The organism is Pseudoalteromonas sp. MMG005 (genome assembly GCF_018101015.1).
GTDB lineage: Bacteria > Pseudomonadota > Gammaproteobacteria > Enterobacterales > Alteromonadaceae > Pseudoalteromonas > Pseudoalteromonas aurantia.
Genome location: NZ_JAGJEK010000009.1, coordinates 80,365 through 101,665 on the forward strand (window position 1 = coordinate 80,365; position 21,301 = coordinate 101,665).

A 21,301-nucleotide genomic window follows, 5' to 3' on the forward strand; every position below is an offset into this window, starting at 1 on the left:
AATAAAAAAGGCCGCTAATAGCGGCCTTTTTTTAAGACTTTACGTTATCGTTTTGCAGAGTCCGCATAGTCGCGTTGTGCGTAGCCAGTATAAAGCTGACGCGGACGACCAATTTTGTGTCCTGCTTGAGATAGCATTTCATCCCAATGCGAGATCCAACCAACAGTACGTGACATTGCGAAGATAACAGTGAACATACTCGTTGGAATACCAATTGCTTTCAAGATGATACCTGAGTAAAAATCTACATTCGGATATAGCTTTTTCTCGATGAAGTATGGGTCTTCAAGCGCGATTTGCTCTAAACGCATAGCAACGTCGAGTAGTGGATCTTGAATGTTTAACTCTTTCAAAACTTCATGACATGTCTGACGCATTACTGTCGCACGCGGGTCGAAGTTTTTGTATACGCGGTGACCAAAGCCCATTAAACGGAATGGGTCGCTCTTATCTTTTGCTTTCGCTACATACTCGTCGATACGGTCGAGCGAACCGATTTCTTCAAGCATGTTAAGACAAGCTTCATTTGCACCACCATGAGCAGGTCCCCATAGTGAGGCGATACCAGCAGCAATACATGCGTAAGGATTAGCACCTGATGAACCAGCTAAACGTACTGTAGACGTTGAAGCATTTTGTTCGTGATCAGCGTGCAGCATAAAAATACGATCCATAGCTTTAGCTACAACAGGGTTAACCGTGTAATTCTCAGCTGGGACAGAGAACATCATATGCAAAAAGTTTTCTGCATAGCTTAAATCGTTGCGTGGGTAAACGAATGGTTGACCAACGTTATACTTGTACGCCATTGCTGCAATGGTAGGCAACTTAGCAACTAATTTGATAGCACTGCGCTGACGTTGGTCTGCATCTGAGATATCTAAATCATCATGATAGAACGATGATAATGCACCAACAACACCACAAAGCATAGCCATTGGGTGAGAGTCAACGCGAAAACCTTGGAAGAATGCAGCGATTTTCTCGTGCATCATGGTGTTACGTGTGATTTCATCTGAAAATTCAGCATGTTGCTCAGCTGTTGGTAACTCACCGTTTAGCAATAAATAACATAATTCAATGTAATTTGAATGCTCAGCTAACTGCTCAATTGGGTAACCGCGGTGAAGCAGTACACCTTTTCCACCGTCGATGTAGGTGATAGATGATTCACAAGAACCGGTAGACATAAAACCTGGGTCATAAGTGAAGTGGCCGTGAGCACCTAAAGTACGAACATCAATTACATCTTGACCAGCGGTACCCGAATAAATTGGTAGCTCGATTGGGTCGTGACCATCAATATGGACAGTGGCTTTTTTATCTGCCATCTATTTATCTCCTATGGAATAACAATTCTGATTGTTATGTTGTGATACTAATGTTAAGCAAATTCAGATCATTTTAACGTAAAACTAGGGTATAAAGTCAATTTTTCTTGGAATTATGCAAAGATGTATAATAAATATTCTGTAGAGATTAAATATTATACCATTGGCTAATTCGCAAGCGTCTCAATCTAAACAAGAATTGTAAAAGCGCGCACGGCCTTATATACTGTGATAGGTTTTACACCGTATCGTCTGTGGGTAAACCTTTTTTTACAACAAACAGAATGAATTAAGATCGGTTCGTTGAAAAAGCAGGTATACCTAGAGTGTGCCATTTGTGCATGTCGTGCAAGTGGATTTTATAAAAACAAAGTAGATGAGCTCCTTTGTGGGCAAGATGGGCAAGTAACTGTGAAAAAGCAAAGACCTGTAAATCTAGATCTTACGACTATATCGATGCCGGCAACGGCTAAAGCATCAATTCTGCACCGTGTAACGGGTGTTGCATTATTTTTCGCTTTAACCTTCGTCATTTGGGCATGGTCTGAGTCTCTTTCTTCTCCTGAAGGTTTTGAATTAGTAAAGGGGCTGTTTAACGGCTTCGTTGCAAAATTCATCGCGTGGGGCACGCTTTCTGTGTTGGCATATCACCTAATCGTTGGTATCCGTCATTTGATCCAAGACATGGGTCATTGGGAAGAATTAGAGTCAGGTAACAGCAGCGCTAATATCGCGATTGCACTTTCTGTGATTGTAGCAATATTGGCAGGAGTGTGGATATGGTCTTAAATCAAGCAACTCTCAAGCGTGATGGCGTACAAGATTACGTTTCACTGCGTACAACCGCGTTAATAATTGCAGCTTATGCTGTATTTATCGTTGGCTACTTACTTCTAACTCCTGAGTTAACATTTGAAGCATGGCAGGGTTTGTTTTCTAACCTAGCTGTTAAAGCTGCGACATTGGTCACGCTTGTATGCATTATGGTTCATACAACTATTGGCTTATGGCAAGTATTAACAGACTATGTAAAGTGTTCGACATTACGTTCGGTACTTGGCTTCGTGTTAAACCTGATGGCACTTGCTTATGTAGCAATAGGCCTGTTTGTTTTGTGGGGTGTTTAAGTGAAATATCATGTCCGTGAATTTGACGCTGTTGTAATTGGTGCCGGTGGTGCTGGTATGCGTGCAGCGCTTGCAATTTCTGAATCAGGCAAAACGTGTGCATTGATTTCGAAAGTTTTCCCAACACGCTCTCATACAGTTTCAGCACAAGGTGGTATCACAGTTGCGCTAGGAAACTCGCATGAAGATAACTGGGAATGGCACATGTACGATACGGTCAAAGGGTCAGACTTTATCGGTGACCAAGACGCGATTGAATATATGTGTCAAACAGGTCCTGAAGCGATTACTGAATTAGAGAATATGGGGTTACCGTTTTCTCGTTTTGAAAATGGCCGTGTATATCAGCGCCCTTTCGGTGGTCAATCGAAAAATTTTGGTGGTGAGCAAGCAGCACGTACAGCGGCTGCTGCTGACCGTACTGGTCATGCACTATTACACTTGCTTTATCAGCAAAACGTAAAAAATAAAACCAATGTTTTCTCTGAGTGGTATGCGTTAGATATTGTTAAAAACGATAACGGTGATGTTGTAGGTTGTACTGCAATTGAGATTGAAACGGGTGAAATCACTTTCTTCAAATCAAAGGCCGTCGTACTTGCAACCGGTGGTGCAGGACGTATTTTTGCATCAACGACTAACGCACACATTAACACCGGTGATGGTGTTGGTATGGCAACTCGAGCCGGTATTCCGATGCAAGATATGGAAATGTGGCAATTCCACCCAACGGGTATCGCGGGTGCTGGAACGCTTGTTACAGAAGGTTGTCGTGGTGAAGGTGGTTATCTTTTAAATAAAGATGGCGAACGTTTCATGGAACGTTATGCACCAAACGCGAAAGACCTTGCCTCTCGTGATGTTGTTGCGCGTTCAATGATGACAGAAATTCGTGAAGGTCGTGGCTGTGACGGTCCTCTAGGCCCGCACATTAAGCTGAAACTTGATCATTTAGGCGAAGAAACGCTGTATAAACGTTTACCAGGTGTTTGTGACTTATCTAAAACGTTTGCACACGTTGATCCAGCTAAAGAGCCAATTCCAGTTATTCCAACTTGTCATTATATGATGGGTGGTGTACCGACAAACGTCAACGGTCAGGTATTGAGCGTTGATGCTGAGGGGAACAATAAGCTCGTTGAAGGTTTATTTGCGGTTGGTGAAATAGCTTGTGTATCTGTACACGGTGCTAACCGTCTAGGTGGTAACTCATTGCTTGACCTCGTTGTATTCGGTCGTGCTGCGGGTAACTTCTTAGGTGAATACTTAGCAAATGCTGAAGTGACTAAACAAGCGTCAAGCGATAACATTGATGCAGCATTTGCGCGTTATAACCGCTGGGAAAATTCGAGCAAAGGTCAAGGTGAAGATCCGGTACAGATCAAGAAAGACCTACAGCAATGTATGCAGTTAAATTTCTCTGTATTCCGTGAAGGTGACTCGATGGCTGAAGGGTTACAACAGCTGAAAGAGATCCGTGAACGTTTACAGCATGCTCGCTTAGACGATAAATCTACAGAATATAATACGCAAAGAATTGAGTGTCTTGAATTAGATAACCTGATGGAAACTGCATATTCAACAGCGGTAGCCGCTAATTTCCGTACTGAAAGCCGTGGTGCGCACTCTCGTTTTGATTATCCAGATCGTGATGATGAAAATTGGTTGTGTCATACTGTATTTAACCCAGAAACGGAAGTTATGAGTAAGCGTGAAGTAAATTACGCGCCTAAGACTCGTGAAGCATTCCCGCCTAAAGCACGTACTTACTAGGAGCACAACGATGGCAATTTTAGAGTTATCTGTTTATCGTTATAATCCTGATGTGGACAATGCGCCACATATGCAGGAATATAAGCTGGAAGTAGAAGAAGGTCGTGACATGATGGTGTTGGACGCGCTTTTACTTTTAAAAGAGCAGGATCCTTCACTTTCTTTCCGTCGTTCGTGTCGTGAAGGTGTATGTGGTTCTGATGGTGTGAACATGAATGGTAAAAATGGCCTTGCATGTATTACGCCTATATCAGCACTACAGAAAAATGGAAAAGGCAAAATCATTCTACGTCCGTTACCTGGTTTACCAGTGATACGTGATTTAGTTATTGATATGAGCCAGTTTTACACTCAGTATGAAAAAGTTAAGCCGTTTCTTATCAATGATAAGCCAACGGGTGGTGAGGAGCGTCTTCAATCTGTAGAAGATCGTGACAAGCTAGATGGTTTATATGAGTGTATTTTATGTGCGTGTTGTTCGACTTCATGTCCTTCGTTCTGGTGGAACCCAGACAAGTTCATAGGTCCAGCAGGTCTTCTTCATGCTTACCGTTTCTTAGCAGATACACGTGATACGGCAACAGAAGAACGATTGGCTGATCTTGATGATGCGTTCAGCGTATTCCGCTGTCACAGTATTATGAACTGTGTTAGCGTTTGTCCTAAGGGCTTGAATCCAACTAAAGCCATTGGTCATATAAAATCTATGTTGTTAAATCGTTCGGTTTAATACATATTTAAACAGTAAGATGGCATGCCTAGTATGCCATCTTGTTAATAATTAAATTTCTGCGCTAGAAAAAAGGGCTAATAAATGCACGAAGGTGTGATGAAGGCATGGCTAGAATCTTCGCATTTGTACGGCGGAAACGTAGCTTATGTAGAAGAGCTTTATGAAGCGTATCTTGACGATGCGACTTCAGTGCCAGAAGAGTGGCGAGAAGTGTTTGATCAACTTCCTAAAGTTGATGGTGTGGATGTTGATGTTAAACATTCCGAGGTAAGAGCTCAGTTTAAGGATCTTGCTAAAAACAAACACAGAGAAGTAGTTGTTGCAGCAAGTGGCACATCAGATGCCAAGCAAGTTCGCGTGCTACAACTCATAAACGCATTTAGGTTTCGAGGGCATCAAAATGCCAACCTTGACCCGCTAGGGTTATGGAAGCGTGAAAGAGTTCGAGATTTGGAACTCGAATATCACGATTTAACGGAGTCGGACCTAGAAAAAGAATATAACATTGGCTCTTTTGCTTCCGGTAAAGAGACAATGAAGTTGAAAGACTTATATTCGGCCCTGAAGACCACGTACTGTGGGTCTGTTGGTGCAGAATATATGCATATCACTTCTACAGAAGAAAAGCGTTGGTTACAACAACGTGTTGAATCTACCTTCTCACAGCCTAAATTTAGCAAAGAAACAAAACTACGCATATTAAAAGGCTTAACCGCTGCTGATGGCCTAGAGAAATATCTTGGTGCTAAGTTCCCTGGAGCAAAGCGCTTTTCTCTTGAAGGCGGTGATGCTTTAGTACCAATGCTTAAGGAACTGATTCATCGCGCTGGTGAAAGTGGTCAAGAAGAAGCGGTTATTGGGATGGCACACCGTGGCCGTTTAAACGTTTTAGTAAACGTACTCGGTAAAAACCCACAAGAATTGTTCGACGAATTTGCTGGAAAATATGGTGAATCAGCGGGCTCGGGTGATGTTAAATACCATATGGGCTTTTCATCTGATTTCGCCACAGAAGGTGGTGACGTTCATATGGCGTTGGCGTTTAACCCATCTCACTTAGAGATTGTTAACCCAGTAGTTATGGGCTCTGTTCGAGCGCGCCTAGAGCGTTTAGGGTGTAAAAATGGTTCTAAAGCATTACCAATAACGATTCATGGCGATTCAGCTATTGCGGGTCAAGGTGTTGTTCAAGAAACATTTAATTTATCTCAAACTCGTGCGTTTGGTGTGGGCGGTACAATTCGTATTGTCGTAAACAACCAAGTCGGCTTTACAACGAGTAAACAAGAAGATGTACGTTCTACAGATTATTGTACCGACATCGCTAAAATGGTTCAGGCACCTATCTTCCATGTTAATTCTGATGACCCTGAAGCCGTTACGTTTGTTACACAGTTAGCACTTGACTTCCGTAATAAATTCCACCGTGATGTTGTTATCGATTTAGTATGTTACCGTCGTCATGGTCATAACGAAGCTGACGAGCCTAGCGCAACGCAGCCTGTGATGTACAAAAAGATCAAAAAACACCCAGTACCACGTCAGTTATACGCGGACAAGTTAGCAAGCGAAGGTGTATTAAGCGCAGACGATGCTAAGCGACTTGCCAATGACTATCGAAATGGCTTGGATAATGGTGAGTGTGTTGTTGAAGAGATTCGTCCTGATACGAAGCATTCATCTGATTGGTCAAAGTTTGTAGGTCACGACTGGGATGTAGCTTACGACCCAACGGTTCCGGTTGAAAAGCTAAAAGAGTTGAGTGCAAAAATCTCTTCATATCCAGAAGACCATAAAGCACAATCTCGAGTTAAAAAGATTTACGAAGATCGTAAATTAATGGCATCTGGTGAAAAGCCATTAGATTGGGGTATGGCAGAGACGCTTGCTTATGCAACGCTTGTTGATGACGGTGTTAATATCCGTATGACTGGGCAAGATTCTGGTCGAGGAACGTTCTTCCATCGTCATGCAGTTGTTCATGATCAAGCTGAAGGTAATACATATTTACCACTGCAAAATATCCATGCTGATCAAGGTAACTTTGAAGTTTATGACTCCGTTTTATCTGAAGAAGCCGTATTAGCATTTGAATACGGTTATACGACGGCAGAACCAACCTCGTTGGTATTGTGGGAAGCGCAGTTTGGTGATTTTGCAAATGGTGCACAAGTTGTATTTGACCAATTCCTAAGCTCAGGTGAACAAAAATGGGGCCGCTTGTGTGGCTTAACAATGTTATTACCACATGGCTATGAAGGGCAAGGCCCAGAGCATAGTTCTGCACGTTTAGAGCGTTATTTACAATTGTGTGCTGATCACAATATGCAAGTATGTGTACCTTCAACGCCAGCTCAGGTGTATGCGATGCTACGTCGTCAGTCTGTACGACCATTACGTCGTCCATTGATAGTAATGACACCAAAATCATTATTGCGTCATCCATTGGCTGTGTCATCTTTAGATGAATTGGCAGATGGTGTATTCCACAATATGATTGATGAGATTGATGATATCGATCCGGCAACTGTGGAACGCGTTGTATTTTGTAGTGGTAAAGTCTATTACGAATTGTTGCAAGAACGACGTAAGTTAGAGCTCAACAATGTAGCGATAGTACGTGTTGAACAGTTATATCCATTCCCTCATCAGGAGATGGATGAAGTTATGGCACGGTACCAGCACGTTAAAGATTTCGTTTGGTGTCAAGAAGAACCACAAAATCAGGGGGCGTGGTATTGCTCTCAACATCATTTCTGGGAAGCTATCCCGTCAGGTGCTAATCTTTCATACGCGGGGCGTAAAGCGTCTGCGGCACCAGCATGTGGCTATATGTCGACTCATACAAAAGAACAAAACGCGTTAGTTGCTGACGCCTTAACAATTAAAAATAAGGGATAAGAGATGACAACCGAAATTAAGGTTCCTGTTCTTCCTGAATCTGTTGCAGATGCGACAGTTGCAACTTGGCATGTAAGCGTTGGTGATACTGTAACGCGAGATCAGAACCTAGTTGATATTGAAACAGATAAAGTAGTACTAGAAGTTGTAGCTCCAGAAGATGGTGTTGTCGTTGAGATTTCACAAGCAGACGGAGCGACTGTTCTAGGTGAACAAGTTATTGCACTTTTAGGTGCAGCCGGTGCATCAGCAAGCGCACCAGCTCAGCAATCAAATGAACAACCAGCAGCGGCAGTAGCCACTACAGCATCAGAAGGTAACGAAGTGGACATCAAAGTACCAGTACTTCCAGAATCAGTAGCAGATGCTACAATTGCAACTTGGCACGTTCAACCAGGTGAAGCGGTAAGCCGTGATCAAAACTTGGTAGATATTGAAACCGATAAAGTGGTATTAGAAGTTGTTGCACCGGAAGACGGTGTAATGGGTGAACACATTCACGCTGAAGGCGATACCGTACTAGGTGAGCAAGTTATCGGTAAAATTAGCAGTGGTTCTGCGGCGCCAGCCGCTCCAGCTGCAGCGACCGAAGCAAGCTCAGCAAATGACGATAGCTCTGATGTATTAACGCCTTCAGTTCGTCGTTTAATCGCAGAGAAAGGCCTAGATGCTTCTGCTATTAAAGGCTCTGGTAAAAATGGGCGTATTACTAAAGAAGATGTTGATGCATTCTTGTCAGCTCCGGCGGCGAAACCAGCTCCAACTAAAGCTGCGTCAACGCCAGCGCCTGTTGCTGATTTAGGTGAGCGTACACAAAAACGCGTACCAATGACGCGTTTGCGCAAAACAATTGCGACGCGTTTACTTGAAGCTAAAAACTCTACTGCAATGTTAACAACGTTTAATGAAGTTAACATGAAGCCTATCATGGACCTTCGTAAGCAGTATAAAGACTTGTTTGAAAAAACACATGACACACGTCTTGGTTTTATGTCTTTTTATGTTAAAGCAGTTACTGAAGCGCTTAAGCGTTACCCTGCAGTAAATGCATCAATTGACGGTGATGATATTGTTTATCACAACTTCTTCGATATCTCGATTGCAGTTTCTACACCTCGTGGTCTTGTAACGCCAGTATTGCGTGACTCAGATCAGTTGAGTATGGCGGGTATTGAAAATGGCATTCGAGATTTAGCAATCAAAGGCCGTGATGGTAAGCTGTCAATGGCAGATATGACGGGTGGTAATTTCACAATTACTAACGGCGGTGTATTTGGTTCATTGTTGTCTACGCCGATTCTTAACCTACCGCAAGCTGCCATTTTAGGCATGCACAAAATACAAGAACGCCCAATGGCTGTGAATGGTAAAGTTGAAATATTACCAATGATGTATTTAGCGCTGTCTTATGACCATCGTCTAATTGATGGCAAAGAATCGGTAGGATTCTTGGTTGCGATTAAAGAACTTCTGGAAGATCCAACACGTTTGTTGTTGGATGTATAAGCAGTCTGATTAGATATTAAGCTGTATGTTAGTCCATACAGCTTTTTTTTTGCGCCTTTGGTCTAACTAGGGTTTTCATAAGTACCCTTGGGATCTATACTAGGGGCGCATTTTGGGATAGCTGATTATTTGCATAAATATTCAGCTTTTTTAGTACAAGAAATTGGATAAAGCATCATGAATTTGCATGAGTATCAGGCAAAACAACTGTTTGCCGACTATGGTTTACCAGTATCTGAGGGTTTCGCATGCGATACTCCTCAGGAAGCTGTAGAAGCAGCTGCTAAGATTGGCGGCGACAAGTGGGTAGTTAAATGTCAAGTACACGCCGGTGGCCGTGGTAAAGCGGGCGGTGTTAAACTAGCAGATAGCAAAGACGAAATCCGTGCATTTGCTGAAAACTGGTTAGGTAAGAACTTAGTTACTTATCAAACGGACGAAAAAGGTCAGCCAGTTGCTAAGATCTTAGTAGAAAGCTGCACAGACATCGCAAACGAATTATACCTTGGCGCTGTTGTAGACCGTGCAACTCGTAAAGTTGTTTTCATGGCATCTACTGAAGGTGGCGTTGAAATAGAAACTGTTGCCGAAGAAACACCTGAGCTTATTCATAAAGCTGAAATCGATCCATTAGTAGGCCCTCAAGCTTACCAAGGTCGCGAATTAGGCTTTAAATTAGGCCTAAATCCAGTTCAAATGAAACAATTTGTTAAGATCTTCATGGGTCTAGCAAAAATGTTTAATGATCATGACTTTGCGCTTTTAGAGATCAACCCTCTAGTTGTGACAGACGAAGGCAACCTTCACTGTCTTGACGGTAAAATTGGCATTGATGGTAATGCATTATACCGTCAACCTAAGATCCGTGAGTTCCACGATCCTTCGCAAGAAGATGCACGTGAAGCACATGCAGCAAGCTTTGAATTAAACTACGTAGCGCTAGATGGCAACGTTGGTTGTATGGTTAACGGTGCAGGCCTAGCGATGGGTACTATGGACATCGTAAACCTACACGGCGGTAAGCCAGCTAACTTCCTAGATGTTGGTGGTGGTGCAACTAAAGAGCGTGTAGCTGAAGCATTTAAGATCATCCTTTCTGATGACAATGTTAAAGCTGTATTGGTAAACATCTTCGGCGGAATCGTTCGTTGTGACATGATTGCAGAAGGCATCATCGGCGCAGTGAAAGAAGTTGGCGTTGAAGTACCAGTAGTAGTACGTTTAGAAGGTACTAACGCTGAACTAGGTCGTGAAGTTTTAGCTAACTCTGACCTTGACATTATCGCTGCAGAATCTCTAACTGATGCTGCTGAGAAAGTTGTTGCTGCTGCGGAGGGCAAATAATGTCTGTATTAATTAATAAAGATACTAAAGTAATCTGTCAGGGTTTCACTGGTGGTCAAGGTACTTTCCACTCAGAGCAAGCTATTCAGTACGGCACGCAAATGGTTGGTGGTGTATCTCCGGGTAAAGGCGGTCAAACGCACCTTGGTTTACCTGTATTCAACACTGTACGTGATGCAGTGCAAGAGACAGGTGCTACTGCATCAGTTATCTACGTACCAGCTCCATTTTGTAAAGATGCTATTTTAGAAGCAATCGATGCAGGTATTGAGCTTATCGTATGTATTACGGAAGGTATTCCAACACTTGATATGGTTGACGTCAAAGTTAAGCTAGACCAATCAGGTGTTCGTATGATCGGTCCTAACTGCCCAGGTGTTATCACTCCGGGTGAAACTAAGATTGGTATCATGCCTGGTCACATTCATAAGCCAGGTAAAGTAGGGATTGTTTCTCGTTCTGGTACTCTGACGTACGAAGCGGTTAAGCAAACTACTGACGCTGGTTTCGGTCAATCTACTTGTGTTGGTATCGGTGGTGATCCAATCCCAGGTACTAACTTTATCGACGTATTAGAAATGTTCGAAAAAGATGACCAAACAGAAGCGATCGTCATGATCGGTGAGATTGGTGGTACTGCAGAAGAAGAAGCTGCAGAATACATCAAGGCTAACGTGACTAAACCTGTTGTTTCTTACATTGCTGGTGTTACTGCTCCAGAAGGTAAGCGCATGGGTCACGCTGGTGCAATTATCGCTGGCGGTAAAGGTACTGCTGACGAGAAGTTTGCTGCACTAGAAGCAGCTGGTGTTAAAACTGTACGTTCTCTTGCAGACATCGGTGTTGCACTAAAAGAAAAAGCGGGTTGGTAATTACCAACTCTTGCTTAAAAAAGGTCCCATAAGGGGCCTTTTTTGTTGCCATTTGCTTTACAAAACATTACATTATACTAATACAAATTGATGAGTTGATGTAGTGGTGAAAGTATTTTTAGCAATGGTCGCTATGTTTGTTTGGTTGTCGTGTTTTCAACCAGTACAGGCGAGCGTAAATGACTTTTTGGAATTGGAACAACAAGTACTCAAATCACCAGAACTACATATTGAACTAACAAACCGCTGGATTAATACGTCAAACTCTGCCGACACTGAATTTTTCTTAAGTGCTTTGAGCGCAAGAGCATTTTTTTTTGCCGGTCATATAGAACGTTCTAAAAAGGAATTTTCGCGCTTTTCTTCAACACTTAAGACGCAACAATTCTCTTGGGGGGCAGGGTACTGGTATTTATATCGAAGCTTTTTTGCTATTGAGCAGGGTCACTTAGATGATGCGAAGCGTTTAGTTAAACAATCTAAACGGGCATTTACGCATGTTAAAGACTCCGCTATGTTAGTTAGGGTTCAAGCTATGGAAGCTGTGATCTCTATTTGGCGAGAAGAATATAGTGAAGCGCTGAAATCTGTACAAGCGGCCCATGCTTATATCATGAGAAATGATATTGGAGATGTGAGTAAATTAGCTGTATTAGACAGCCTCACAGCTTATTATTCAACACTTAAATATCACCGGAAAGCCATCGAGTTTGCAAATCAAGCCAATGTTCTCGCCGTACAAACACAAAATGTATTGGATGGACTACCAATAAAATACAATTTGTGCATGGCTTTATTACGTTCTAAGCTTGTTGAAAAAGCAAGATCTTGTTATTCAGACATGCTCGTGAGCGCCAAACGCTTAACACTGCCACGCTATCATTTTTGGGCAAACGCGGGCCTAGGTAAGGTCTCTTTATTGTTAAAGGAGTATGATGAAGCCGTCGACTATTTTTTGCAGGCAAAAGAATTAGAATATAAAGCTATTGTTAACCCGGCACATCTCATCGTTTTGCATAACAACTTAGCCAAAGCACTGTCTTCGATGAGCCGTTATGCACAAGCACAAATCCATTTAAAAGAATCGCTGTCTATATTGGACAATTATCAGAGTCCTTTGAATAATAGGTACATGCGTAGAACACTTAAATTAAAAGCGCATGTATTGGATTTGCAGCAAGACTATATCGGCAGTATTGCGGTATTGAATCGCTATATTAGATTGCTAGAAGAAAATGAATTAGCAACGAAAGAAGTGTTAGAGCAAGAAGCGCAAAGTTTTTTTGAGGCGGAACAGCATAAATTTAAGTTAGCGCTGACAAATGAGAAACTCAAAGCACAAGCGGCGAACCTTGCTGAATTAGAAAAAGAAGAGCAATTGAGTAGAGCGTATATTTTTATTGCCTTTTTGAGCTGTATTAGCATCGGTCTTTTTGCTTATTTACAACGTAAAGCGAGCTTAGTTAATCGTAACTTTGCGTATAGGGACCCGTTAACTGAATTATTCAATAGGCGATACTTTCAAGAGCATATTGATAAGTTGTCCCACCAAAAGCAGTCATTTAGTTTAGCCATGCTAGATCTTGATTATTTTAAACGAATTAATGATGTATCCGGACATGACATCGGCGATGAAATACTCGTACGATTTGGTCAGCACTTAAGGTCTCATTTTCGAGACGACGCTGATGTAGTTTGTCGTTATGGGGGCGAAGAGTTTGTTGTGGTGTGTCAATTTATGGATGTATCACAGCTAACACAAAGGTTAGAGATGCTTCAGGCAGTATTGAGAGAAAACTTATCGCATGATAGTGAAGCGGTCACGTTTAGTGCGGGTGTTGTAAATAGCTCAGATTACTCCAAAGATACACTTATCAAGGCGGTTGATGAGCTAATGTATCGCTCTAAGAAGTTAGGAAGAGATAAAATCTCTTCCTAACTATACATTAATGCTAATATTGATAACTAATATGCTGGAAAAAACGAATGTTAATATCTTGCTTCTGCGGAGATATCGCTAAAGAAGATGTGAATGTTTTGACCATAGATTCAACTTGATTCATGAATTTACCATAGCCAACATCTTTTTTATCAGAGGCTTTTGCCACAACCACAAAATGCATTGTGTCGACTAAACCATCCGATTGCCAAATAGATTTAATTTGAACATCACTATTGTCAATATTGAAGCTTAATTTTTGTAATTCACAGTTTCCGTCCGACTTATCCGTTCTACTGTTTCTTATTATTGGCAATCGTCCATTCGCAACAAAAGCAGAGTGTGTAAGATGTTTATTGGTACATGCAGACAAAAATAGATCTTCGATGGTTTTGTAAAATTGTGAACAGTCGTCACTGAGTAATAAGTGTTGATATTCAGTCTTAAGGGAGCGGGTCACAGGTATGCTAAATGTGGCATATGTCATTTCCGAGTGGTCGGCTGGTAATGTACAATTTCTTGCTTGATATCGGGGATATAAACTGCGTAGCTTATATCCATAACTTTCTTTATTACCTTTGGATTTAGCAAAAACGTCATAGGTTAAATGTTGATGGTCTCGAACCTTAAATGTCACATTCTTGAATGTTAAGGCGTTATGTAATGCGTCGAGCGTTTTGGTTACTTTGTTATGAAAATGCGCCGCATTAGCTCTAATATCATCCCCAGTGGCTAGAAATAATAGCCGTATCTTCTTTGCTGCGGTGTCATCATGGTAGTAAGTTTTATGGGCTTCATGGTATTGTGGGTTGTAGAAAAATAGAATTTGCTTTTCTGTTTGCAAGCAATGTGATTCTTCGTGAAACCGCACAATGGGCAGCTTATCATTGGCAATGAGATGTACATTATGTAACTCGTATTCGTCACATAATGCAAACAGTTGTCGGGCGATACGTTCGTAGCAACTTTTTAGGTTATCAAAGCAATCGTAAAATTCATTTTCGGGTTTAAATTCAGCCAATATATATTGGTTATTACGCGCATTAGCGGGAATGTAAACGCGGTTTAAGTTCATTGAAGCCATGTTGAATATCCTTAAGTTACTTCGTTCTATGCTGCGCACTATATAGACGTTTTATGACTTTTTTATTGCGCTAGAACAAAAATTGTCATGAATTTGGCTAAGTTCATTGAACACGAGTACTTTTGGACCAATATTCTTTAAACTAAGGAAAGGATTTGCTGTAAGTTGTCGAAGCTTTTTGTAATAATGCGCTGATATAGAGCGCTAAATTTTTGAGGAATGCATACCCATGGCGGAAACAGAGAATCGCCCATCAAACTTTATTCGAAATATTATAGATTCTGATTTATCTAGTGGTAAGCACCAACAGACGCACACGCGTTTTCCACCAGAACCTAATGGCTTTTTACATATTGGTCATGCTAAATCGATCTGCTTGAACTTTGGTATTGCACAAGACTATAAAGGTCTGTGTAATTTACGTTTTGATGACACAAACCCAGAAAAAGAAGACATTAATTACGTAAAGTCAATTCAAGAAGATGTGTCTTGGTTGGGGTTTAAGTGGGATGATGAAATATGTTATTCATCTAATTACTTTGACCAATTACATGCGTACGCTGTTGAGCTGATTGAAAAGGGACTAGCGTATGTTTGCTTTTTATCACCAGAGCAAGCCCGCGAGTATCGTGGCACCTTGACTGAAGCTGGAAAAAATAGCCCACACAGAGATTCGGCTGTTGAAGACAATTTGGCATTGTTTGAAAAAATGCGCAATGGCGAGTTTAAAGAAGGGGAATGTGTACTTCGAGCTAAAATTGACATGGCTAGCTCGTTTATGGTTTTACGTGATCCGATAATTTATCGAATTCGTTTCGTTCATCATCATCAAACGGCTGATAAATGGTGCATTTACCCAATGTATGATTTTACGCACTGTATTTCTGATGCACTTGAAGGGATCACCCATTCTTTATGTACCCTAGAGTTTCAAGATAACCGCCGTTTATATGACTGGGTACTAGATAATATCAGTCTTGAGTGCCATCCACAGCAAATAGAGTTCTCGCGACTGAACCTAGAGTACACTATTATGTCCAAGCGAAAGCTTAATGACTTAGTCGTTAATAATCATGTTGAAGGATGGGATGACCCACGTATGCCAACCATTGCTGGTTTACGTCGACGAGGTTACACACCGGGGTCAGTGGTTGAGTTTTGTAAGCGTATTGGCGTTACCAAACAAGATAATATGATTGAAATGGGTATGTTAGAGGCTTGTATTCGTGATGATTTAAACGAAAATGCACCACGAGCAATGGCTGTGTTAGACCCTATAAAGGTGGTTATTGAAAATTATGATGCTGACAAAGTAGAGCAATTAGTTGCACCAAACCATCCATCAATCGAAGAAAAGGGTACACGTGAAGTACCATTTACCCGAGAATTGTTCATTGAACGTGAAGACTTCAGAATTGAAGCGAATAAAAAGTTCAAGCGATTAGTGCTTGATAAAGAAGTTCGTTTAAGAAATGCTTATGTTATTAAAGCAGAGCGTATTGAAGAAGATGCTGATGGTAACATTACGACGATTTTTTGCTCTTATGATCCTGAGACGCTAGGTAAGAATCCAACTGATGGTCGAAAGGTGAAAGGCGTGATTCATTGGGTTTCTGCGTCTGAATGTATTGATGCTGAGGTGCGTCAGTACGATCGTTTGTTCAACGTACCTAACCCAGCAGCGGCAGAAGATTTTTCTCAAGTATTGAATCCAGATTCACTCAAAGTTATTACTCACGCAAAGCTTGAACCGTCACTTGCTAATGCAATGGCTGAACAAGGATTTCAGTTTGAGCGTATGGGGTATTATTGTAGAGATAATAAATCTGACGCGTTAGTGTTTAACCAAACGGTTGGCTTAAGAGATTCTTGGGCAAAAATAGAAAACGCTTAATAATATATTGTTTATAAAGGCCGAACTTTTCGGCCTTTTTTATGCCCGAATTTGTAGCTGATGAAAATATCAAACTTATCTAAAGCAAACATTAAGTCGATAAATAATTTTTATATTAATGAACAGCAATCGATTTATCTGTTGTCTCACCATGATGCCAAGAAGCATCGCCAATGGCTCAATATCTGTAAAAAGCAATTAACCGTATTAGGTTATGAGTCGGTAGAATTAATCGGCTCAGGCGCATTTGGTTTTGTGTTTGGGGGAGTGAGTACTGACAGTCAACAATGGGTGTTTAAATTTTCTCGTATTACGTTGGCACAAAGTGTGCGTGATAGGTTAGAAGATGAAGCGTATATGCTGTCGCAAATTGATAACACTATGGTTCCAAAATTTTTGGCTTTTGAGCGTGTTAAAAAGCAAGGGATTTTGATGATGGCACGCGCTAAAGGTGAAGACTTAGAAAAGGTATCACTGAAACGCGGCTGTTTTGAGCCTAAAGAATTGGTAGAGCTGGCATTGTTGTTGCGCAATGTGTTGTTGGATTTAAGAAATCATCGCAATGGGATTTTACCACAACCCATTGTTCATGGTGATATTAAGCCTTCTAATATCGTATGGGATGAGGTTTCGAAAAGCTTTTCTTTAGTCGATTGGGGGAGCTCTGTCTATGCGCAAGTAGATACAAATGGGGAACCTGTTGCGAGCAATATTATGGACCTAATGTCGTCTGATGTAGCGGGTACCAATGCGCGTATGGGTGATGTGTACTTCATTGGCGATGAGCAGATGCAAGGTGCTCAATCGTCTCCACGCTTTGATGAACAAGGCGTGGCATCAACCATTTATGCATTAGCCAGCGCTCAGTCATGTCGATTTGGTGAACAAGTTATTCCTGCAAAGAGCTTGGGGTTGCCCCAAGAGTTTGCGGCGGTTATTGATGCCATGCTGAGTAAAGATAAACAAGAGCGAGACAAAGCAGGCGACTATTTTATGCAGCATATGCCTAAGATAGCAAAGTCTTATTTACCCATATTAAATGTTGAAAAACCAAAGTCAAATATTCCATTTTGGATCACCAATACGGATGATCATCCGGATACTGTTGTTTATAGTTCAAGAAAAGAGTTTTTACGCAGAGCTGACCATAACCATCAATTACATGATATCAATGATGCCCAGTTAGACCGGTATTATAAGGAGTTTTTATTTGATACAGGTGACACCGAAAAAGCATTTTTGGCATCAATAAGCCGTTTAGCAAAATACCCTTTAGTGGGGGGGTTGAGCTTTCATTGGAAGGAAGACTCTTTGTATGTTGAATCGAGTTTAATTTTGCATGATGAGACATTAAATAACGCTTTGACGGATGCGATAAATGCGACTGTCATGTTAGCGCAAGGGATAACGCAAAAGGGGTTGTTTAAGTGTTGCTTATTTGATGCACGTCAAACCATCCAACTAGAGCGGGATGATACGGGGGCGTTTATATTTGATACCTTGCCTCAGCTGCACTATTCAATGGTTGATGTTGCAAGTAATGAGGTAACTCGTCCTCACAGTTATTTTGAAGACGGTAAAGATCCAGACGAACAGCTACAATTGCCGAAAAGCATCATTCAATGTGTATTTGAGCTTAACCAAATTCACCATACCGGGTGTATTATATTTGAGTCATTGCCTAATAGATTGAAAATCCATCATTACTATCGCTTGTTAGACGCCAGCCAGGAACAAAAATTTGAGCTCCTTCTTGCGCGGATAATGCAATACGCGATGAGTATTGATGATGTAGGTGTAGCTGGGTTTATGAAGCTGCCCTATAAAAATACCAGAGAGTTCGATTTGTGCTTGGAGCAACCGGTCAAGTATTACCCTAAAAACCCGAAACAATATGCGTGAAAATTTGCGATGCAAATTGCGAATAATTATTTCTTAAAATAATTATTATATATAATTCAACTGGCTAGACTTTTATTAATTTGGCATGTCGTTTGAATATAATAAACTAGCACATTCACTTCTCCAGGTTTTGTTGCTAGTAGTTAGGCACTTCTTTTATGAAGTGCCTTTTTTTTGGTATGAATATAGCCGTTGTCAGTCTGCATAACGATTACATATTTTCTATGTATATCTTATGAATAAAATTACATTGAATTTACTTTATTTTTATTACACAGTGACAAAAGAATGTTAGATAAGTACGATTGAGGCTGCTATGGACAAGCAACAACGACAAGAAATACTCACATTGAGTTGGAGTATTCATGACCAAGTAGAACAGGCTATTTTACAACATAGCGCTGCTTCAAATGATGCAAATTGGCATGAGAAACAACGATTACTCTTGGCTGATATGGCATTACACCTTTTGCAAACTGCACTTAAACCAGGTGATTTGCATTATGATAAGTTGGTAAGCAACCTAAATGGTATTTTGAGTTTGAGTGATGACTTTATTGAACATGTGAACTTACGCTCGGTGTCTGATAGTTTGTATGCGACTCATGCGCAGAGCAGTGTTGATTGACAGCCCCTAGAAAATGATTTTGGTAATTTGAAGGTAGAAAGTGGTGAAAATTCCCAGTCAATTTCGAGAAGTATTAGGCACCCATCAATCTGGGATAGCTTTGAGTTCAATAGGGTTAATGACTTTATTTGGGTGTTATGTTGTGTATGTACTTTTTGTTCGACAACATTCGTTACCAGATGTCGCTTGGTGGCAGTTGGCCATTGGTGATTTGTTGGTCATTGACGTGATAGCTGGTTGTGTGGCCAATTTTACTAAGGGAACTAACGATTATTATAAAGCTCGTAGCCAGTCTCGTTGGGTGTTTATTGCCATTCATGTCCATATCATTGTGATCGCATGGGCCTACAATATTGCACTCAATGAAAGCGCGATTATATGGGGCTACACTATCGTAACAGCAGCAATATTAAATACATTATATGGCCACAAATCACAGGCGCTCATTGCAATTGTGTTTGTTTTATTAGGGGCAGGGGTGATTGCATCGCTATCATCACCGTTATGGTTTCAGTGTATTGCTGGCTTGTTTCTAGTTAAAGTATGTTATGCATTTTCAGTTGATCATTACGTCAATGACGTTCTACAACACGAGCATCCTACAGACCCATAAAAACCTGGCATAATATCGGTTTTTATGGATTTGCAGTTGTTGTGCAACAATCAGAGAACTGATCAATGTAAGTGTTATTCTTCTGGACGATACGTTTTCTTTTGAATATATACATAGGCATTGATAAACGCATTTTCTTGAAACTTTTTTAGTCCCGTATCGGCGAAGTCAATCGGTACTGGGTTGCGCTTCAATTGCTCTTTTACTTCCGTTGTCGACAGCAAACGTACATCTAAATCTGCAATTAGCTGTATTGCTGCTTCCATTTTAAAGCCTGTGGCGCTGCCAGCAAACTTACCTTTTGGCATACGTTGGCGAATTGCCACAGAATCAACTTGATAGTCTTGCATAAGTTTGGCGAAATCAAATTGAAATTTTTGCATATCTTGAGTATCTAAGCCTACATTGCCTAGCGTAAAGCGAGTTTGGCGAATATCACGAATATCGAATACGTCGTTTTCTTTGGTTAGCAAGCATAGTAGAACTTCGCTACCTGCTATTTCAACGCCACATGTTCTCATTAGTCTTTCCAGTTTATATAAAATTTTGGGCGATTATAGCAATCACTTTACTAAATCAAAAGATTATAGCGTTACCTTTATTGCAATTGCACTATGATCTGAATAGCGAATGTCTTCTTCATCTCTTTTTGCATCTAAATGGCCATCATAATTATGGTAAGTTAAAGTTTTAACTGTTGGATTAATTTGGTTGGGGTTAAACACTTTGGAGGCCAATATATAGTCTAACACATTGCCTTTTCCGCGATAAAAGTGCGTCGGGGGCTTTTGGTCAAAAGTGTGGTTATTATCGGCAAACAAATAGCTGTCAACTAGACCTACACTTTCAAATGGGGAGCTATTGTGTATTTGTGGGGGGAAAGTTTGGGTCATAAATGATAAAGCTGGACTATGCAGATGGTCATTAAAGTCTCCCATTACCAAGGTTGCGCAGTTTTGTTCGCGTTGTGTTTTTAGAGCGTCATAATAAATAATAGATGCCTCTAACGAACGGGAGATTTGTGATTGCATAGTACCAACCGTTTCATGTAAAAGAGTCAGTAACGGATCTCCCTGTTCGGATTCGCCAAGCATGTGCGCCATTGATAAAACTCGCTGGGACTTGAAATGTACGGCATAGCACATAATAGGACCTATGCCGTCAAGCTCAATTCGGCATTTAATGGGTGTACGATTAAATCTAAACTGTTGTTGGTTGTTAAGGTATTCGAGTAACTCTGGACATGGTTCAAGTGCTTCAACACTGGTAAATGGGAGTTTAGACGCAATAGCGACGACTGGGTTAAATAAAACCGTTGGATACATGCTGTCTGGCTGAGGCATGTCCACAACCGCGAAATGAATAAGTCCCAGATCTTTACAAAGAGCCTCAAGTACCTCAACACTAAAAACTTCTTGAAATACAATTAAAGTCGGGTTGATATGTTCGATAAGCCCTGTGATGAATTGGGTCTTGGATTGCCATTGTGTATCGTTATAAGTTTCATGAAGTTGATAAAATGAGAATGGAGGTGCTGTGAAATTAAGCAAATTTAGTGACGCGAAGCAATATTGCTGAGAATGTGCCATGGAATACCTTAATATTTTTACTACTTATACTCAAATTGAGCAGAAAATTTGCATTTAATGAATCA

The 21,301-nt window shown here is 41.0% G+C and carries 17 protein-coding genes; 13 read left to right on the forward strand and 4 right to left on the reverse strand.

The genetic code is table 11. The features are described 5' to 3' along the window. Positions 1-44 precede the first annotated feature (44 nt). A complete protein-coding gene (locus J8M01_RS08730; RefSeq protein ID WP_211057734.1) occupies positions 45-1,331 on the reverse strand; it encodes a citrate synthase in 1,287 nt (428 codons plus the stop codon). A gap of 411 nt (positions 1,332-1,742) precedes the next feature. On the opposite strand from J8M01_RS08730, the gene sdhC reads away from it, so the two are divergent. From sdhC to J8M01_RS24345, 9 genes are all read left to right on the forward strand, one after another. Next, entirely contained in the window at positions 1,743-2,120 is a 378-nt protein-coding gene (gene sdhC, locus J8M01_RS08735) for a succinate dehydrogenase, cytochrome b556 subunit (RefSeq protein WP_192508535.1), read from the forward strand. Then, positions 2,111-2,458: a succinate dehydrogenase, hydrophobic membrane anchor protein gene (sdhD, locus tag J8M01_RS08740; protein WP_192507246.1), complete on the forward strand. Its 348-nt coding sequence runs from the start codon at positions 2,111-2,113 to the stop codon at positions 2,456-2,458. The genes sdhC and sdhD overlap by 10 nt, the downstream gene beginning before the upstream one ends. After that, the gene (sdhA, locus tag J8M01_RS08745; RefSeq protein WP_192507247.1) at positions 2,459-4,231 is read left to right on the forward strand and encodes a succinate dehydrogenase flavoprotein subunit; all 1,773 of its coding nucleotides are present in this window, start codon (positions 2,459-2,461) and stop codon (positions 4,229-4,231) included. Positions 4,232-4,241: 10 nt separating this feature from the next. Next, a complete protein-coding gene (locus J8M01_RS08750) occupies positions 4,242-4,961 on the forward strand; it encodes a succinate dehydrogenase iron-sulfur subunit (RefSeq protein ID WP_192507248.1) in 720 nt (239 codons plus the stop codon). Between the two features lie 84 nt (positions 4,962-5,045). Next, entirely contained in the window at positions 5,046-7,865 is a 2,820-nt protein-coding gene (sucA, locus tag J8M01_RS08755; RefSeq protein WP_211057735.1) for a 2-oxoglutarate dehydrogenase E1 component, read from the forward strand. Between the two features lie 3 nt (positions 7,866-7,868). After that, a complete protein-coding gene (gene odhB, locus J8M01_RS08760; RefSeq protein ID WP_211057736.1) occupies positions 7,869-9,371 on the forward strand; it encodes a 2-oxoglutarate dehydrogenase complex dihydrolipoyllysine-residue succinyltransferase in 1,503 nt (500 codons plus the stop codon). 177 nt (positions 9,372-9,548) lie between these two features. Then, positions 9,549-10,715 (forward strand): ADP-forming succinate--CoA ligase subunit beta, encoded by a 1,167-nt coding sequence (sucC, locus tag J8M01_RS08765; RefSeq protein ID WP_192507251.1) that lies wholly within the window; start codon positions 9,549-9,551, stop codon positions 10,713-10,715. Then, on the forward strand, positions 10,715-11,587 hold the full coding sequence (sucD, locus tag J8M01_RS08770; RefSeq protein WP_210997439.1) for a succinate--CoA ligase subunit alpha: 873 nt from the start codon (positions 10,715-10,717) through the stop codon (positions 11,585-11,587). Before sucC ends, sucD begins: the two co-directional genes overlap by 1 nt. A gap of 103 nt (positions 11,588-11,690) precedes the next feature. Further along, positions 11,691-13,526, forward strand: a complete 1,836-nt coding sequence (locus J8M01_RS24345; RefSeq protein WP_210997440.1) for a tetratricopeptide repeat-containing diguanylate cyclase — start codon at positions 11,691-11,693, stop codon at positions 13,524-13,526. A 13-nt stretch (positions 13,527-13,539) separates the two neighbouring features. On the opposite strand, the gene J8M01_RS08780 is transcribed toward J8M01_RS24345, so the two are convergent. Continuing rightward, positions 13,540-14,610, reverse strand: a complete 1,071-nt coding sequence (locus tag J8M01_RS08780; protein ID WP_210997441.1) for a DUF3083 family protein — start codon at positions 14,608-14,610, stop codon at positions 13,540-13,542. Between the two features lie 229 nt (positions 14,611-14,839). On the opposite strand from J8M01_RS08780, the gene glnS reads away from it, so the two are divergent. From glnS to J8M01_RS08800, 4 genes are all read left to right on the forward strand, one after another. Beyond that, positions 14,840-16,504, forward strand: a complete 1,665-nt coding sequence (gene glnS, locus J8M01_RS08785; RefSeq protein WP_192507254.1) for a glutamine--tRNA ligase — start codon at positions 14,840-14,842, stop codon at positions 16,502-16,504. Between the two features lie 60 nt (positions 16,505-16,564). Continuing rightward, positions 16,565-18,406 (forward strand): serine/threonine protein kinase, encoded by a 1,842-nt coding sequence (locus J8M01_RS08790; RefSeq protein WP_211057737.1) that lies wholly within the window; start codon positions 16,565-16,567, stop codon positions 18,404-18,406. A gap of 316 nt (positions 18,407-18,722) precedes the next feature. Then, positions 18,723-19,034: a hypothetical protein gene (locus J8M01_RS08795; protein WP_210997444.1), complete on the forward strand. Its 312-nt coding sequence runs from the start codon at positions 18,723-18,725 to the stop codon at positions 19,032-19,034. Positions 19,035-19,077: 43 nt separating this feature from the next. Then, positions 19,078-19,647, forward strand: a complete 570-nt coding sequence (locus tag J8M01_RS08800) for a hypothetical protein (protein ID WP_211057738.1) — start codon at positions 19,078-19,080, stop codon at positions 19,645-19,647. 74 nt (positions 19,648-19,721) lie between these two features. Here J8M01_RS08800 and J8M01_RS08805 read toward each other — a convergent pair whose 3' ends face one another. Then, entirely contained in the window at positions 19,722-20,168 is a 447-nt protein-coding gene (locus tag J8M01_RS08805) for a DUF3010 family protein (protein WP_192507258.1), read from the reverse strand. A gap of 63 nt (positions 20,169-20,231) precedes the next feature. Next, on the reverse strand, positions 20,232-21,236 hold the full coding sequence (locus J8M01_RS08810; protein WP_211057739.1) for an endonuclease/exonuclease/phosphatase family protein: 1,005 nt from the start codon (positions 21,234-21,236) through the stop codon (positions 20,232-20,234). Positions 21,237-21,301: the final 65 nt, after the last annotated feature.

What these genes read in the sequence shown, in the direction of transcription:
- J8M01_RS08730 (WP_211057734.1), bottom strand. Translation starts at nt 1,331, where the DNA reads ATGGCAGATAAAAAAGCCACTGTCCATATTGATGGTCACGACCCAATC.
- sdhD (WP_192507246.1), top strand. Translation starts at nt 2,111, where the DNA reads ATGGTCTTAAATCAAGCAACTCTCAAGCGTGATGGCGTACAAGATTAC.
- J8M01_RS08750 (WP_192507248.1), top strand. Translation starts at nt 4,242, where the DNA reads ATGGCAATTTTAGAGTTATCTGTTTATCGTTATAATCCTGATGTGGAC.
- sucA (WP_211057735.1), top strand. Translation starts at nt 5,046, where the DNA reads ATGCACGAAGGTGTGATGAAGGCATGGCTAGAATCTTCGCATTTGTAC.
- odhB (WP_211057736.1), top strand. Translation starts at nt 7,869, where the DNA reads ATGACAACCGAAATTAAGGTTCCTGTTCTTCCTGAATCTGTTGCAGAT.
- sucC (WP_192507251.1), top strand. Translation starts at nt 9,549, where the DNA reads ATGAATTTGCATGAGTATCAGGCAAAACAACTGTTTGCCGACTATGGT.
- sucD (WP_210997439.1), top strand. Translation starts at nt 10,715, where the DNA reads ATGTCTGTATTAATTAATAAAGATACTAAAGTAATCTGTCAGGGTTTC.
- J8M01_RS08780 (WP_210997441.1), bottom strand. Translation starts at nt 14,610, where the DNA reads ATGGCTTCAATGAACTTAAACCGCGTTTACATTCCCGCTAATGCGCGT.
- glnS (WP_192507254.1), top strand. Translation starts at nt 14,840, where the DNA reads ATGGCGGAAACAGAGAATCGCCCATCAAACTTTATTCGAAATATTATA.
- J8M01_RS08790 (WP_211057737.1), top strand. Translation starts at nt 16,565, where the DNA reads ATGAAAATATCAAACTTATCTAAAGCAAACATTAAGTCGATAAATAAT.
- J8M01_RS08795 (WP_210997444.1), top strand. Translation starts at nt 18,723, where the DNA reads ATGGACAAGCAACAACGACAAGAAATACTCACATTGAGTTGGAGTATT.
- J8M01_RS08805 (WP_192507258.1), bottom strand. Translation starts at nt 20,168, where the DNA reads ATGAGAACATGTGGCGTTGAAATAGCAGGTAGCGAAGTTCTACTATGC.
- J8M01_RS08810 (WP_211057739.1), bottom strand. Translation starts at nt 21,236, where the DNA reads ATGGCACATTCTCAGCAATATTGCTTCGCGTCACTAAATTTGCTTAAT.